Source organism: Paenibacillus endophyticus (assembly GCF_014192395.1).
Lineage (GTDB): Bacteria > Bacillota > Bacilli > Paenibacillales > Paenibacillaceae > Pristimantibacillus > Pristimantibacillus endophyticus.
The window spans coordinates 160,213-176,359 of sequence record NZ_JACHXW010000012.1; the positions used below are offsets into that span (position 1 = coordinate 160,213).

The 16,147-nt window shown below is 46.0% G+C and carries 10 protein-coding genes; 3 read left to right on the plus strand and 7 right to left on the minus strand.

Annotation, left to right across the window (positions count from 1 at the left end; genetic code table 11):
- Window positions 1-36: 36 nt before the first annotated feature.
- Window positions 37-966: a class I SAM-dependent methyltransferase gene (locus FHS16_RS19370; RefSeq protein ID WP_183566295.1), complete on the minus strand. Its 930-nt coding sequence runs from the start codon at window positions 964-966 to the stop codon at window positions 37-39.
- On the minus strand, window positions 963-1,898 hold the full coding sequence (locus tag FHS16_RS19375; protein WP_183566298.1) for a methyltransferase domain-containing protein: 936 nt from the start codon (window positions 1,896-1,898) through the stop codon (window positions 963-965). The genes FHS16_RS19370 and FHS16_RS19375 overlap by 4 nt, the downstream gene beginning before the upstream one ends.
- A gap of 105 nt (window positions 1,899-2,003) precedes the next feature.
- On the opposite strand from FHS16_RS19375, the gene FHS16_RS19380 reads away from it, so the two are divergent.
- On the plus strand, window positions 2,004-2,813 hold the full coding sequence (locus tag FHS16_RS19380; protein WP_183566301.1) for a PIG-L deacetylase family protein: 810 nt from the start codon (window positions 2,004-2,006) through the stop codon (window positions 2,811-2,813).
- On the opposite strand, the gene FHS16_RS19385 is transcribed toward FHS16_RS19380, so the two are convergent.
- Complete coding sequence (locus FHS16_RS19385; RefSeq protein WP_183566304.1) at window positions 2,803-4,335, minus strand: glycoside hydrolase family 32 protein; 1,533 nt, start codon at window positions 4,333-4,335, stop codon at window positions 2,803-2,805. The two genes, FHS16_RS19380 and FHS16_RS19385, sit on opposite strands and share 11 nt — an antisense overlap.
- A gap of 482 nt (window positions 4,336-4,817) precedes the next feature.
- On the opposite strand from FHS16_RS19385, the gene FHS16_RS19390 reads away from it, so the two are divergent.
- Entirely contained in the window at window positions 4,818-5,816 is a 999-nt protein-coding gene (locus FHS16_RS19390; protein ID WP_183566307.1) for a LacI family DNA-binding transcriptional regulator, read from the plus strand.
- A 184-nt stretch (window positions 5,817-6,000) separates the two neighbouring features.
- Here the strand turns inward: FHS16_RS19390 and FHS16_RS19395 are convergent, their stop codons facing one another.
- The 4 genes from FHS16_RS19395 to FHS16_RS19410 form a co-directional block, all read right to left on the minus strand.
- Complete coding sequence (locus tag FHS16_RS19395; RefSeq protein ID WP_183566310.1) at window positions 6,001-10,653, minus strand: X2-like carbohydrate binding domain-containing protein; 4,653 nt, start codon at window positions 10,651-10,653, stop codon at window positions 6,001-6,003.
- Window positions 10,654-10,849: 196 nt separating this feature from the next.
- Window positions 10,850-11,683 carry a carbohydrate ABC transporter permease gene (locus FHS16_RS19400; protein ID WP_221226413.1) on the minus strand — a complete coding sequence of 278 codons (834 nt, stop codon included), beginning with the start codon at window positions 11,681-11,683 and terminating at the stop codon, window positions 10,850-10,852.
- Window positions 11,680-12,552 carry a carbohydrate ABC transporter permease gene (locus FHS16_RS19405; protein ID WP_183566313.1) on the minus strand — a complete coding sequence of 291 codons (873 nt, stop codon included), beginning with the start codon at window positions 12,550-12,552 and terminating at the stop codon, window positions 11,680-11,682. The genes FHS16_RS19400 and FHS16_RS19405 overlap by 4 nt, the downstream gene beginning before the upstream one ends.
- Before the next feature lie 78 nt (window positions 12,553-12,630).
- Window positions 12,631-13,971, minus strand: coding sequence for an extracellular solute-binding protein (locus FHS16_RS19410; protein ID WP_183566316.1), 1,341 nt, complete (start codon window positions 13,969-13,971; stop codon window positions 12,631-12,633).
- A gap of 417 nt (window positions 13,972-14,388) precedes the next feature.
- Here FHS16_RS19410 and FHS16_RS19415 point away from each other — a divergent pair, with 417 nt between their 5' ends.
- Window positions 14,389-16,131 carry a sensor histidine kinase gene (locus tag FHS16_RS19415; RefSeq protein ID WP_183566319.1) on the plus strand — a complete coding sequence of 581 codons (1,743 nt, stop codon included), beginning with the start codon at window positions 14,389-14,391 and terminating at the stop codon, window positions 16,129-16,131.
- The last annotated feature ends 16 nt before the right edge of the window (window positions 16,132-16,147 follow it).

A 16,147-nucleotide genomic window follows, 5' to 3' on the forward strand; every position in this document is an offset into this window, starting at 1 on the left:
AGGATTGGATGAGCTTCACAAGTAGAAACTCCTGAGCTAAGGTTTGACGAGTCTTGCCAATTTGTATTGGCGCGTGCCTTCTCGCATTTCGTCGTAGATTCGCGTCCCCGGCAACCCAATTGTCTCGTGTACTGCGTCCTTCATTCCATCCTCCCTTTGTAAAGTCGAATATCGTCTCTTTCCCGCTAAGTCGCTGGATAACAGCACATTCTCCGTAATGTCCTTTAGGAATGCAAAGTCGAATCCAAGACCGCGCAAGTACCGCTCTCCTTCTTCGAATTTAAACAGAGGAAGGTCGTCAGCAAAAACAAACGTGCCGCCAGGCTTCAACACGCGATATACCTCGTCGTAAAAGCGGTTGATGTTAGGGAACAAATCCGCGGCTTCAATGACCAGCACGATATCGCAGCAAGCATTCCCGATTGGAAGCATCTCAGCATCGCCGATGCAGAAGTAAACGTTTTCGCGTCGATTTCGGCTTTGGCAAAACAAGACGTTCACGTCAGTCAAATCCAATCCAACTACGCTTTTAGGTTCGAACTCCATACAGAGCGTCGACACGTTCCCGCCTCTGCCGCAAGCGATTTCGAGCACGTCTTTGTCTTTCACGCATGTGTCACCGATCGCTTCACGCAACAGACGAACCGAGTTCCGATGAACGGCCTGCGCCTGTGGCTCGTCACGATCCTCTAAGGCCACATACCCCCAATTCACAAATGTGGAGAAACGGGACAACCCGTTCGTTTCCAACATGCGATGCATCGTGGTAAACATGTGTCTGACGGAATCCTTATGCTCTGATTCCCGCTCGTCATCCAAAGTCAATCGATAGGCGCTCCCTTCCACATTCGAATAGGATCCCAGACAAACCGGACATTCCCATAGTCCGCCCTTGTCGTACAAAGCGGCCTTACAGCGCGGACAAGCAGCTATAAGTCCAGATAAAGGCCAGATTTGGCTGCTCATGAATTCGATTCTCCTTTTGCGAAGTGCCAAATGTGAAACGTCCGTTTGCCTTGCTGCATCTCCTCGTACCTCTGCGTGCCTGGTGCCTCAAGCCAATCTAATACGTCTTGCTCACTTTCAAACGAACCTTTCAATGCGGACATCCGATTGGTAAATGCCGTTTCTCCGGCCTTCAGCACGTTTGCGGTAATGTCTCGACAATGAACCATATGAAACCCTAGCTCCTGCAAGATCGCCGTATTTCTAATTAAGTCTGCTTCATCCATTACGTCGGCGTAGAGAAACATACCGCCAGGCTTCAATACACGCAATGATTCTTGGTAGAAATCGCCAACATTGGGATAGAGATGCGATGATTCGATATTCAGTACAATGTCAAATGTATCGTCGAAAAATGGAAGCCGTTCTGCATCCCCTGCGACATACCAGGCTCGGTCATACCGATTGTTTGCTGCACAGAACGCGATGTTCGATTCGGTCAAATCCAAACCTACTACCTGATCTGGCCCATAAAAATTACACAATGCGTTGACATTGCCTCCCCTGCCGCAGCTTACTTCCAGAATCTTTTTACCCATAAGTTCGCACCCATTAATTACTTCTAATAACAGCCGGATAAAAAGCGAGTTCGTCCTTCGGGCATCTCCTTCGTCCTCTTCTTGTTCGAGTGATGCAAACCCCCAATTGTTAAATGTTGCGAATCGCGACAAACCTTTATCCTCCAGTGATTGGTTGATTGCGCTGAACGTTCGTTTCACTTCCTCTTTCAGGAAATCGACGTTTCCCGACTCGATCATGACGGGTTGGCCTGCGACTATTTCGAAATGCAGATTGCAAGAGGCGCATTCCAATTTGTCATTGCAATCTGCAACGAAGCCTTTGCAGCGAGGACAGGCTAGTGCAATGTCTGATGTATTCCATTTGATGGTCAATTTAAACACTCCTTCGAAAACTTAATCGTTGCTTTAAGATTGGTTTATGAGAAAATATAGGTATAATAGAAAATAATTCATTATTTCATAGGAGCTGATTGCGAAATGAAGCATTTGTTCTTATCTCCCCATCTGGATGATGCGGCTATCTCATGCGGGGATTACATCGATAATCTGGTCCGAACAGGCCATGCCGTGACGGTCATGACGGTTTTTACGGGATCGGCCGAGCGGCTGTCCATGTTGGCTAGAATCATACACAAGAAATTCAGGCTGCGAGATGAAGAGGTTATGGACGTACGGCTCCAAGAGGATCGGTCTGCTTGCACCTTGCTGGGTGCTGACACTATCCATTTGGGCTTGCCAGAATGTCTTTACAGGTTCGATGAAAAAGGTGGACCGACATACAGGAAGTTGAACGAGTTGTTCGAAACTGATCCTTCCAGAGAACCGGCCGCCAGTAAGGAAATCATCTCTTCGCTTGGCGATATCGACTTTACACAATACGACCTTATTTATATCCCTCTCGGCGTCGGCAGGCATATCGACCATCTCCTTGTCCGGGAAGCTGTCGAATTGGTAGCCAGCACTTCTTTCCCATTATCAAAGCTGATGTATTACCGGGACTTGCCCTATTTGGATTATGGCACGGACCCTAATTGGAGGAGCGAGTTGGCCAAAGGCATGGAAGAAGTCTGCATCATGCTTCCTTCCCTTTCTTTGAGAAAAAAGTTGGCAGCCATTGAACGATACCGCTCGCAGCTCCGTATGTTATGGCCTTCCCGGTTCCGCATGTTGAGGCAAATTGCCGCCCAAGCCCGGTCGTTCAAGGATGTCCATATACACATTGAAGGTAAATATGGTTTTCCTTTATATATCCGTACTCAGAGAGCCGTCATTACAGTTAATCATTAATCAGATCTCGTTCACCAAGTCCTAGACCGTTTATGTACTCTCTTTCCAAATCCCATTTGTCCACGACCAGCTCGCTCTCTCCGACCGATTCGAACATGATCCCGGCGCTCGAGCTGGAGGGGTAGATTGTGGCACTCATCGTTCTTACTCCTCCGTCTATGAACACCTCCACGCTCGAACGGTCGAGAAATACCCTCAGAGATAAGACGCCGTCACGCAATGCAACAGGAACGGAGCGTCTTCCATTCACACCTTCTTCTTCAGGAGGCGTGGAAATGCCCAGACCACTGCTCGAACGATCTAATGTAAAAACGCCTTCGTCTATATCGTAGAACAGCAGCGTTTCCTCTCCCTCTCCTTGACGGACCTTTAATCCAAATCGAGATGCGTCCTTAGGCTTGAAGGTGACCATTAGCTCCAGTTGTACACCTTCCACACCTTCAATCCGCCTTTGTCCGCGCAGCGCAGTTCGGATGTGGACATGGTTTCTCCGATAAGATTCGATTTCGCTTATAGGGTGCTGGGTGATCTGTTGTCCTTCCACTCTCAACTCCCGAGGCAGTGTCATCATTCCAGACCATCCGTGATCCAAGTCGTCCACTGGAATAGAACGCCCCCACGATTGCATCCAACCGATTAGAATTCTTCGGCCTTTATCGTCTATAAGCGATTGCGGGGCATAGAAGTCGAATCCATAATCTAATTCGTCATACGAGGTAGGCTCGAACTTACCGTTGGCATTATCGAAGTTGCCGACCATATAAACAACCGAATCACGATTGTGATGCTTATACCCGTCTCGCTCAACCCCTTGAGGAGAAATAATCAGAACATGCTTGTCGTCCAGCTGAAAAAAATCGGGGCATTCCCACATATGGCCCAAGATGGGATTTCCCTTCAACAATACGCCTACATACACCCATTCCTTCAGATCAGTGGAGCGATAAAGGAGAATTTGCCCAACGCCTTCCTCGGCACGGCTTCCAATCACTGCATAATAATGATTGCCATCTTTCCAAAGCTTTGGATCTCTGAAATCCTGGATCGAGAAGCCATCCGGAAGATGTTCAGAAGTAAGCACCGGATTTTCTGCAATCTTGATATATTCCAATCCGTCGCCAATGGCTATGCACTGGGTTTGCCTTGTCAATGAGTGATCTCCCGAATTGGGTTGTACATGACCGGTATACATGATGACGTGTTTTCCGTTATCCTCAATTGCGCTGCCTGAAAAACATCCGTTGATGTCATAAGCCTGATCCGGCGCAAGTGCGACGGGTAGATGACTCCATTCCACAAGGTCATTGCTTACCGCATGTCCCCAATGCATCGAACCATTTTTCGAACTATAGGGATGATATTGATAGAATAAATGATATTGACCGCCATAAAACGAACATCCATTTGGATCATTGATCCAACCGATCTCTGCTGTAAAATGGTAGGATGGCTTATAATTCTCATTAACCCCATGTTTATTTGCTTGAATATATTCATTAGCGTGCTTCGTTGAGAAAAACATGATTTTCACCGCATTTCGTTGGATTTGACGTTAATCGTCCGTATGAATCGCTTTATAATTTCAGTTGTATGTCGAGATCACTACTTCTTCGCTCAGCCCCTCCTCCCCGAGAATCTACAATGTATAGAATCCATGAATTTGAGAATAATTAAGAATACGTATTCTCATTATGCAAACACTTTCATTTACAGGTTATCATCCATCATTTTCCTTGTCAACATTCTAAAATGAGGTTAAACATGTTTTTTCACTTAACTTTTTTCGAGATATTAAAGGTTTTTCAGCCTATATTTATTGGACAACGTTCACTTTCTCCAACAGATACGTTAACTCATTGGTATAATTCAATATCATTATTCACATTACAAGAATACGATTTCTCATTTTGTACAGTAAATAAGAATAATATTCTGATTATATTCAGGAATTATTCTTATCTAAAGTTTTTTATGATATAGTATGTCTGAAAGGGGTTAGCTTTAATGGAAAAAATGACGATGAAAGAAATTGCAAAACGAGCGAGGGTTTCTCAACCAACCGTTTCTCGGGTAATTAACGGTCATAAAGGCGTAAACGAAAAAATAGTTAGTGCCGTCATGAAAGTAATTGAAGAAGCCGGATATGTACCCAATAAAGCTGCTCAAGCACTGAAAAGAAGCAGTACAAACATCATTGGCATATGCGTCAAAGAGATTAACAATCCATATTATGTTGAAATCATAAATTCTTTGGAGCTTGAATCGAGGAAAAACGGCTACAATATTCTCTTACACAATTCTAATTTCAATCCGGTTACCGAATGGGAAAACATTCAAAATTTCCTTTCCCGTCAGGTGGATGGAATTATCATCGTACCAACAAGTGATTTTAACCTGGATAGAATATCAAAACTAGATACTCCTGCCGTTGTTATTACCCAAAATTATAAATATATCGATAGCGTCGGACTTAATCATCTTCAAGCAGGCAAACTGGCTGGCGAGAAATTCATTCATTCTGGACATAAGAGATATGGGTACATTGGCGCGGAGCAGGACGGAGAAAAGTTTTACGGTTTCGTAAATGTATTGCAAGAAAACGGATTTTCGTTTAACCCCGAGCACTTCATACAGGTACATGAAACTTCAAATAGCACCTTTATGGTTCGTAGGGATATCGAGAAATATCTTGATCAAGTGCAGAAACTTGATTTCACTTGTGTGTTTGCAGAAAACGATATTATGGCCCTTGAATTTATGAGAACTGCGCAGGAAAGACAAATTTCGATTCCAGAGGAAGTTAGTATTATTGGATTTGATGATACGTACGTGGCTAAAATTATGGAGATTTCGAGCATTCATCAACCTATAGAGGAAATGGTAAAGACCACTTTTGAGATTCTGATGAGCCGCATCAATCAAAAGATATCCTCAAGCTTGGTAAATATGTTGATGGAGCCAACATTGATTGAGAGAAAAAGCTCCAAATTTAGACGAAGCTAGTTTATCCGCTTTAATGTGCAGATTATTTCCATGTAAAACGGATACAAGAAATAACTCATCGAAGCCGACTGAACATAAACCGAAGAAGTGCAGCCTTCTTTTAACACAAAAAATAAAGCAGACAACTTGATCTGCTTTATTTTTCATCCTATGTGAATATGAATATGAATGAAGATTTCACTATTTAATTCGTAATTAATTCTATCTCGCTGTTCAACAAGTTTATTATAATTGTGACTGCCTCAGCTCGTGTAGCATGCGCTAAAGGTACAAACGAGTTATTTGCTCTGCCATTCAACATTCCCGCTTGCTTCATTGCATATACAGCGCTTTTGGCCCAGACTGGAATTTCGCTGTCGTCTGTAAACCCAGTTTCTTCCATATTTGTAAGTATAAATCCACCAGCTCTCGCAATTATTACCGCAAGCTCTGCACGGTTAACGCTTGCCGAAGGACGGAAGCTTCCGTCCTCATAGCCAGTTACGATTCCCGCTTGCAATGCTCTGGCAATCGCTTCCTCTGACCAAGCGCCAATCTTATCGCCATCAACAAAGCTCAGCTCGGACTTGCTGTCAGCTAGCTTCAGACCATTCATGAGCATGACAATAAACTCTGCCCGTGACACCGTTGCATTCGGTTTAAACGTGCCATCCTGATAGCCTTTGACGATGCCTTGCTTCACTGCTTCCTCGATCTTGGCTTGTGCCCAGTGACCCTTAACATCCGTAAACTTAGGAGTTTCCGTGCCTTGGCCTACCTCCGTGCCACCATCCGAAGGATTGCTATTGCCTCCTCCACCCGGGCCATTGGCGTTATTTCCGTTATTATTCCCGCCATTGCTGCCGCCGTTGTATCCTCCATTGTTCCCTCCATTATTCCCGTTGCCATTGCTGCTCGTGTTCACCACTTGCACCTGAAGATTGGCATCCAGTCCTGCACTAAATGTAAACGTAAGATTCGAATTACCTGGATCAAGGGCAGCCAAATACGATTTCAGCAGCGTCACTTTTCCGTTCATCCACGTAAAATCCACATCAGGCGTCAGCAGCGACTCACCATTTTTTACGCCAATTAGCGTATTACCATTCAAGGCTACATCGATCACTGCGTCCAGCTGCAGCGAAGGATTTTTGTCAAACACGACCGATGTCGGGCTTACAGTGGAATCAGCTGCCACCGCTTCTTTGAAAGCAAATACATTCAAATCGTAAACGCTGGCTCCGTTTCCACTCGAATCCGTAACGTTCAAACGAATATATCTCGCTGAAACAGCCGTTTCCTTGCGATCCTCATTGATCTGCTGTGTCGTGGCCGAGCTGCTCTTGTCCGCGTATGTCGTCCAGCTAGTTCCGTCTGTCGAGGTTTCAATTTTGTATTTGTAGCCCGCAGCCAGCTCAAATATTGTTTTCACGCCTGTGATGTCGTAATTCTTACCAAGATCGACCTTCAGCCACTGAGGCAAGGTTAACCCTTCCTGCTGCGCCCACCTTGTTTCCGGGTTGCCGTCTACAGCATATAACGGGTTTTTGCTTTGGGACGATGCCACAACCGCTTTACTCAATGCGATATCGATATCAGCGCCGCTGATTTCTGTCACGTCGATCTCTACCTGCTTATTGTCACCTGAGCTGAATTCAAAGGTCAGGCTGTTTTTCCCTTCGCCGAGCGATGCAAGATAGGACCGATGAATGACTACCTCGTTTCCTAAAACGCTATAGTCCGCGTCGGGGATCAGATAGAGCGATCTATTTTTTATTCCGGTAAGTGTGTTGCCTTGAAGGTACATCCCCACGGTGAGATCGGTTTGGCTATTTGGACTTTTGTTAAAAGCAGCCGTAGTCTGATTCAACGCGGAATCAGCGCCTATCTTTGTGCCAAATACGCTAAACTCATAAATGCTCGGACCTAAGCTGTAAAACGCCTTTATTCTCATATATCTTGCGGAAACAGCGTTTTCGTTGTTATCCTGATACGATTGCTGCGTCGTTTCGCTTCCCATTCGATCCGCATAGGTGCTCCAATTCTGCCCATCCATCGAATTTTCGATTTTATATTTATATCCGCTAGGCAATTCGAACATTGTCGTAACGGATTTCACTGCATATAAGCCCTGCAAATCAACCATCAGCCAGCCTTCCGTATTCCAAATGCCTTCCTGCTGCGCCCATCTTGTATTTGGATTCCCGTCCACGGCATTGGCAGGCTCCAGGCTTTGAGATGAAGACGTGGCCGGCTTGTTAAGCGCCACATTAACGGAACCGTCATCTTCAATGGCATTTACCTTCAGAACAGGATCTACTCCTGTCGCAAAATCAAATGTCAGATGATTTTCTCCGTTTGGCAGTGTTTGGAGATAAGATTTATGAATTAGAACCTGATCCCAGAATAACGTATAATCTTGATCCGCTATCAGCTCGGCAGCTCCGTTTTTAATTCCGTCCAGCTTTCCGCCGTTTAATACCATTTTGACCTGTATGTCTGTTTGCCTGATCGGGTTTTTGTCGAAGGTGACCTCGCTCCGTTGTATCATGGAGTTGGCTTCGGCAGGCGTCCCGCCTTCTCCAGGGTGTACGCTGAACTCATAGATGCTTCCGCCCCAATCATGAGTCATGGTGATCCGCATGTATCGTGCCATAACCTCATTGCTATCCTGATTGGTTTGCTGCGTGGTAGCCGCTGCTGTCTTGTCGGCGAACAGCTCCCAGTTATCCCCGTCCTCCGAGTATTCGATTTTATATTTGTAGCCGGTGTTCAGCTCGAACATCGTACTCGTAGAAGCGATGGCATATACGCCGCCTAGATCAACTGTAAGCCATTGCGCGTCGCTTCTTCCTTCCTCCTGCGCCCATCTCGTAGTCGTATCGCCATCGACCGCGAAGGCCGGGTCCTTGCTTTGCGAGAATGCCGTTATCGGTTTTTTCAAAGCGAGATTGATAGGCTCTTTCGGTTCCGGAAGCGGCGCTTTCCCCGGACCTGCGGCCGCGATAATATCCAGCGCCTCCTGCGGCCAGTTACTGCCTGCTACGCTCCAATTCCCATAAGCCGTGTTTGAAGAATTCACGCCGCCAAAATCAACATTATAGTAGTTATACCTAATAATATTGTCATGCGCTGAGCCAGAGAAGCCATGCTCCGTATTATCAATTACATTTCGCTCAACCATACGATAGCTCGTCTGCCCATCCAAATATACGCCCATGATATGGTTCCAGGCCGCGTACTCGCCTTTTCGCATGTTTTTAATATAGTTGTGGTAGATGTTCGATTTCCCATCCATGCGGCCGAGCGTATAAATGCCGCCGCCATCCTGAACAAGCCTAACCGAATCATGAATGTAATTGTTATGCACCTGATTATTCGTCATGCCGTGATCCGTATCCGCCCAGTTCCAACCGATACTGATGCCGGAATACGGCAAGTTGCTAATTTCATTATTCGCAATCGTCATGTTTTGAGGCAGCATAGCACCGATACCGACCATATCACCATAATCAAGGCCGACATGGTCAATGGTATTATGGGAGATCGTGTCATATTGGCTTTGACCATCGGGCAGCGTATAAGTTGGATCTTTTCCTTCATTGTCATCCCACAAATCGCCAACGATGCCCATAGCTACGCCGCCACCGGCGTTATCGGCAAACTTATTCCAGGTTATGGTGGTGTGGTCCGTGCCTTCATACCCCATAATGCCCCAGCTGCCCGCATGTTGAAAAGTATTTTCAGCAATCGTAATATGGCTTGTGTATTTTAATTCAAGCATCGCTCTGGATGCGGTATAACGGGCCGTATTTCTAATTTCCGTATTGTTGCCGCCAGTCACGGACTGATACCTGAAGCCAGCCTGCACATCCACGTAGCCATAGCTCGATGGCGCGAGCCAATTGCTGTGCATCATTTGAATGCCTGATAATTCAATGTTCTGTACCTTGCTGCCTGGGCTTCCTTCCATTTTCACTACCGTCTCCAGCTTCGGCGCGATAATGCGGGTGGCATTCATCGTTTCGCTGCTTCTCGGCTTGTAATATACCGTTTGATCAGCAGTATCCAAATACCATTCGCCTTCTGCGTCAAGCAAGGATAAAGCGTTTTCAAAGAAGTATGGCGAATTTCCTTGGCTATGGTGATTATAGGAAAAACCGCTTTCAGGGAATTTAAAATCGACTTGTCCTGTTGTTCCATTAATGGTGTCAATTCGGCCGCGCACTTGGCTCCAGCTTTGCACAATGACCATTTCAGCTGAGGTGCCGCTTAATTGGCTGGCCAAGGTGCGTTCTTCCTCTTCGACAACATAAGGATATTCGCCGTTTTTCGCCCGGTAATAGGGACCTTTAACTACATCATTCGTCATATTGGGCTGACGGGCGCGGATTCCCCGATCCTCGTCAACATACAGCTGTCTGAAATTCCAATCAACGCCGGTTTTCTTATAAATGTTTTTGTCAGCGTCATAGAGTTCCCAGCCTGCACTAATGTCTACGCCGCCGCTAATTACAGGATTCGCTCCCGAATCAGCGGTATAGATAACCTTGAATCCGTTATTTCCGGAGTCCAGGCTGCCAAAGGTCAGCGTCTCCGCTAACGGATATTCGCCATCCTGCAAATAGACATAGATATCGCTTGTCATCGTGCTGTTTATTTCGCGTACGGCCAGTTTAGCTTTTTCTAATGTTTTGAAAGGCAATTCAGAAGTTCCGCTGTTGTTGTCATCCCCGAGCGGCGATACATAAAAGCTCTGCTGACCAGCGGCAGCCTGTACAGGCTGAATCGCACCTGTGAGGGATAAGCTTGTTAACACCATGTATAGGGCGATTAATAAAGCAAGCTTTCTTTTCATCGATAGACGCCTCCTATGTTTCTTTTCGCATTCGTTTTGGAATAGAACCAGCGCGGCGTATATACGTACGCACTGGTTCACAAGTTCAACTTAACTCCGTGCTCCGCCTCCTCCCCAGAGAATATACCGTCCGATCGTGATGCCAACCGCTATAGAAGAATAAATCTTCTAAGCGATTTCATACACAGCGGCGAGGCTAGCCCTTCAACGAGCCTTCCGTCAATCCGGCAATAAATTGCCGCTGCATGAACAGATAGAGCAGAAAGATCGGGGCCGAGGCAAGAACGACCAGCGCAAAAACATCCTCCCAGTTCGTGCTGTACTGCCCTACGGCTTGATAGATTCCCGTCGTTACGGTATAGCTCTTGGTTGAACCCAAAATAATAACCGGATTAATGAAATCATTCCAAATCCATAGACAAAGGAATATGACGGCGGAAGCCGTTGCAGGGCGCAGCAGCGGAAATAATATTTTCCAAAAAATCGTCAATTGGCTGGCTCCATCTATCTTCGCGGACTCATCCAGCTCTCTCGACAGCGTGCGAATGAAGCCGACAAATATAAACACCGTGAACGGTACGTAAAACCCGATATTGTAAAGAATAAGCCCCTGCGGCGTGAACATCAGCCCAAGTTTCGCGAGTACCTTAACCAGCGGAATGAGAATGACTTGAGGCGGTATCATAAGCCCTGACAGCAGCAATAAATAACACACAGACAGGAAACGGTTGCTCACGCGGGCAAAAACAAAGGACATCATGGAACACAGCACAACCAGCAGCACTACCGATACCGAGGTTATTAGAATAGACGTCCCATACGCTTTGAAAATATTAAAGGACGGCGTCACAGCCGATCTTATGAAATTATCCAGTGTCAGGTTAAGGACAGGCAGCGAAAAGGGATTATCCAAGATGTCTGCCCTCGTCTTGAATGCATTAACAACAGCGATATAGAACGGAACAAGCAATAGAAGAGATAAAGGCATGAGGAACAGATGCCTTGCATATGGAGCGAAATTTCTCCTCACAGCAGCCTCTCCTCTCTTCTTCGCAAATAGACAGTCAAGGATACTGATAACAGACTTACGATAATGAGCATATAGACGGCTAGACTTGCAGAGTAGCTGAGCCGATTCGCGCTAAAGCCTACTTTGACTACCTGATAAGCGATGGTTTCCGTTGCGCCAGCCGGTCCGCCAGAAGTCAAGATAGCCACTCGGTCGTACTCCCGCATTGAGCCCGTAAACATAAAGATAATACTCATCGTGAATGCTGGTGCCAGCATAGGAAACGTAATATGCCTGAACTGCTGCCATCTGTTGGCACCATCCATTTTGACCGCTTCATACAAGCTGCCCGGAATCGATTGAAGTCCCGCCAAATAGATCACGATGATGAAGCCGGTAGATTGCCAGATGGCAAGAAAGGTAATGGTCCATACGGCCAAATCCGGATTGCCGAAAAACTCGATCCGTTCCACTCCAAGCTGCTCCAGCAAATTGTTGAACAATCCGTTGTAACTTAGAATGCTCTTCCAAATAAAACCGACCGAAACTGTGCTAAGCAGCAACGGGAAAAAGAATACGGATCTATAAAAATTTGTCATCCGCCCTTTTTGGTTCAAGAAAACGGCAAAGGCGATACCAAGTATGTTCACGGCCAGAGTTGCGACTACCGTAATAAACAAGGTGACTTGCAACGCACGTGCAAAAGCTTTGTCATGAAACGCTTCCACGTAATTGCTTAGTCCTGCAAATGAATAGGACGGGCTGAGACCATCCCAATCGTAAAAGGAGTAATAAACCAGCAGGAAAATGGGAATCAGCAGAAAACAGAAGTAAATGACAATGCCGGGTGAAAACATTAACGCATAAGACCATCGGTCGTTTTTAACCAAATTGAATCACCGCCAAATCTCATTATGATGCCATTTGAAAAGGAGCGAAACCTGTGGCTCGCCCCTTCTGCCGCAGCTCTATTTGTTGTTCTTGTCCCAATATTCGTCCAGCGATTGCATGCCTTTCTCCACATCTACATCACCGAGCAAAATGTTTTGTGCCACTTTATTGTATTGATCCTGAATACCAGCAACAGGCACTCTGCCTACTTTATTGTTCATATGGCCAACCATTGGAGGATTGTTCAGCAGCAGCTCATAAATCTCCGTTTGCAGCGGGGACATTTCCCATTTGAGCGGCTCCTTCAAGTTCGAGAACAACGCATCTGCTTGCAAGAAGCCTTTGTGCGCTTCCGGATCTAGCATCATGAATTTAGCGAATTTCAGCGCTTCTTCTGCATGCTTCGTGTTTTTGGCAACCGCATAACCCCCTGCATTCTCTCCACCTAGCAGATACTGCGTGCCGTCCTTAGTAGGTGTTGCAAATACGCCTACCTCGAAATCCTTTTCCGCAACGGCTTCTGCCGCGCTGAACCATGAACCCATGGGGTACATCGCTCCCTTGCCCTTCAAAAACTCCTGCTCAACCGCTGTGTAGTCAATGCTCAGAGCACCTTTGTTGAAATACCCCTTCTCCACCAGATTGGCATAGTAGCCTGCCGCTTCCTTCCAGTTCTCATCTGTAAATTTCACTTTATTGTCGAATCGATCCGCGTACCAGCTCTTATTGTCCTTATACACGCTCGGCGATGTCATGACAGAGAACGTGAATCCAGCCGTCCAGTCGCCTGCCGTCAGCAGCGGCGTAATATTTTTCGCTTTCAGCTTCTCAGCCGCAGCTTCCAGTTCCGCCCATGACTTGGGCGTGGAGGCAATGCCGGCTTCAGCAAACAGCTTTTTATTATAGAAAACAAGCGATTGCGGCTGTCTGATGGCTGAGATGTTGTACAACTTGCCATCAATCATTTCTGCCTCGTAATTATTAATGTTCTTAATGTCCTCATCGATTGGAATTTCAAGCAAGGCATCCGCATCTACGAACATTTGAATCGTAGCGTTCTGGACTACATCAGGGAAATCACCCGACGCAAGCAAGGTTTTGAGATAGCTGTCCGGCGACCCTTCATTCGCTGGCGGTTGAATGCGCTTTATTGTGATGCCAGGGTTAGCGCTTTCAAACTTTTGAATCAATTGGTCGTAATACTCTACCGTCAGGTTCGGGGTAACCCAGGATTGAAAAACAATTTCAATATCCTTGACCGTTTCTTTATCTGTCCCCTTCGACTCGCTGCTGTTAGCCGTCTGGGCTGGCGTTGACTCATTCCCGCTGGAACCTCCATTACCGTTGCTATTGCCGCCGCAAGCCGCTAATCCAGTCACCATCATCATGCCCATACCTAGTGCAAACCACTTTCTCATTGCGACCACCTCTTCGTCTCGTTTAATAACCACAAATCTATTATAGGAAGATATGGTTCCTCACTGCCACAGCACAAAAGCTACTTTCACTAGACCAATTAAACTACTTTTTCGAGCATTCCCTTTTACCCAAGCATATCTGCAAGATACGCACAACTTCAATAAGCCGTTGGCCGATCCGACCTTGGAACAGCTTCCGCTAAAGCAAAAAACATAGCTTTTACTGGAAAAACCGTATCTCCTCGACTATATCTCTTCCATTTGCTGTAGGATTTTGCTTCTGTTATTTGATTTCCCATGGATCATGTACTTGATGCTTAACAGTTGACAGCGCTTTAATTTTGCTCATAAAATGACGTTAGATGAATGAACAATCCTGTTAATTGTGTAATGATCAACATCGAAGGAGACGGCTCCATGTGGATGAAGGCCTTATATCGTGAATGGATTGGCAGATTTATATTTCGGAAGCTGAATATGGGGATTGGCGCAGCCCTTCTACTCATATTTCTGCTGCTTGGTCTAGTCGTCTACAATAACTTCTACTCGATTCTGGAGAAAAAGGAGCATGAGCTGCTGAGTTTTCGCACGGAAAAACTAAAAATGCAAATGCTCGACATTATGGAGCGGTTCAAATATGATTCGATGAGCCTCTACCAGAATAGCAATATGCAGTCCAGCGTATACGAGATGTTCCTCCCTGACAATATTCCTTCGGATAAAGAAGACCGGAAAGCGATCATAGAGCAGAACTTTATTAAAAACGTGATGACACATATGCTTTCCCGTAACCCTTATACCTCAGCAGTAATCATGTACCGTCTGCAGGATAAGCGTCTATTCGTTGAATCTCAGCAGCAAAAGTATGGCGCCAATCCCTCCTTTTCCTATAAGTCATTTTTCGAATCCTTTCCAAAAGCTTATCAGCATCCTTATTTCGGAAGCTCCGAGCAGCTGCTTGCCCCCGCTGACCGAATGTTATATATCGTGAATCCGATCTATAACCCGACGAGTATTCATCCCGATCAGGTATACGGATATCATCTCATTACCTTGAATACTCGCATGATAACGAATGAGTTCGATAACCAAAGCGCGGACTACAGGCTCATTATTAAACAGAACGGCGCTGTACTGCTCGATAGTAGGCCGAATGGACAATCAGACTGGGCCGCATCCGATGATTTACTCTCGCGGGTCACGATTGATCCTTACGAAATCGAGATGATCGGCATCAGCTACAAATCTAATTTGCAAAGCAAGCTATCGGATATCGCGGTTCGCATCCTCAGCATTCTTGGCCTAAGCTGGCTTGTCTGCATTATTATCATTCATCTGATTCAGCGGTTTATCGTTGGACGATTTAACCAAATGAGCAAGCATTTCAAAAAGGTGCAGCGCAACCCGTTCACGCCGCTGATGCCCATTAGCGGAGAGGATGAAATCAGCGATCTGATGCTTCGCTTCAATCGAATGGCACAGGAGCTGCAGAATCACATCAGCCAGGTTTATATCGCAGAAATTCGCAAGCAAAATGCGGAATTCATCGCGTTAAAAACCCAGATACATCCTCATTTTCTGTACAATACGCTGGAGTCGCTGCGCATGCAGGCCGTCATCAGCGAACAGCCCTTTCTAGCGGAGAAGCTTTATCACCTTGGCCGGCTGTACCGATGGATGCTTCAGCCTACAGACGACCTGATCTCGGTACAGGAAGAGCTTGCACATACCACTTACTACCTAGAGCTGCTTATGCTTGGCAAGTCCAACCGAATCGCCATTCGAGTCATCTCCGAGATTAATCTGGAGAACTGCTTCATGCTCAAGTTTACTTTGCAGCCTGTGATTGAGAACGCGATTCAGCATGGCCAGCTAGAGCAGTATGATGATCCTATCATTACCGTAACAGTCAAGCGAGAAGACCATCTGCTCTTTATCGAGATTTATAACAATGGCAAGAATATTACCGCAGAGGAGCATCTGCGCTTGCAGCAGCTGCTGCAAACCGAGAATACATTCCCTGAGCAGCATCTTGGACTTAAGAACATTCACGAACGCATCAAGCATTATTATGGCAATGAGTACGGCTTGTCTCTGCCCGAGCACCCGTCCGAAACAAAATCCTTTCAGCTTACCATGATATTCCCCTATAAACGATAAGCCAGCTTACTTGAGG

Bases quoted from the DNA above. Each gene is read 5' to 3' on its own strand.
- FHS16_RS19370 (WP_183566295.1), bottom strand. From the start codon at position 966: ATGAGCAGCCAAATCTGGCCTTTATCTGGACTTATAGCTGCTTGTCCG.
- FHS16_RS19390 (WP_183566307.1), top strand. From the start codon at position 4,818: ATGGAAAAAATGACGATGAAAGAAATTGCAAAACGAGCGAGGGTTTCT.
- FHS16_RS19395 (WP_183566310.1), bottom strand. From the start codon at position 10,653: ATGAAAAGAAAGCTTGCTTTATTAATCGCCCTATACATGGTGTTAACA.
- FHS16_RS19380 (WP_183566301.1), top strand. From the start codon at position 2,004: ATGAAGCATTTGTTCTTATCTCCCCATCTGGATGATGCGGCTATCTCA.
- FHS16_RS19410 (WP_183566316.1), bottom strand. From the start codon at position 13,971: ATGAGAAAGTGGTTTGCACTAGGTATGGGCATGATGATGGTGACTGGA.
- FHS16_RS19415 (WP_183566319.1), top strand. From the start codon at position 14,389: ATGTGGATGAAGGCCTTATATCGTGAATGGATTGGCAGATTTATATTT.
- FHS16_RS19385 (WP_183566304.1), bottom strand. From the start codon at position 4,335: ATGTTTTTCTCAACGAAGCACGCTAATGAATATATTCAAGCAAATAAA.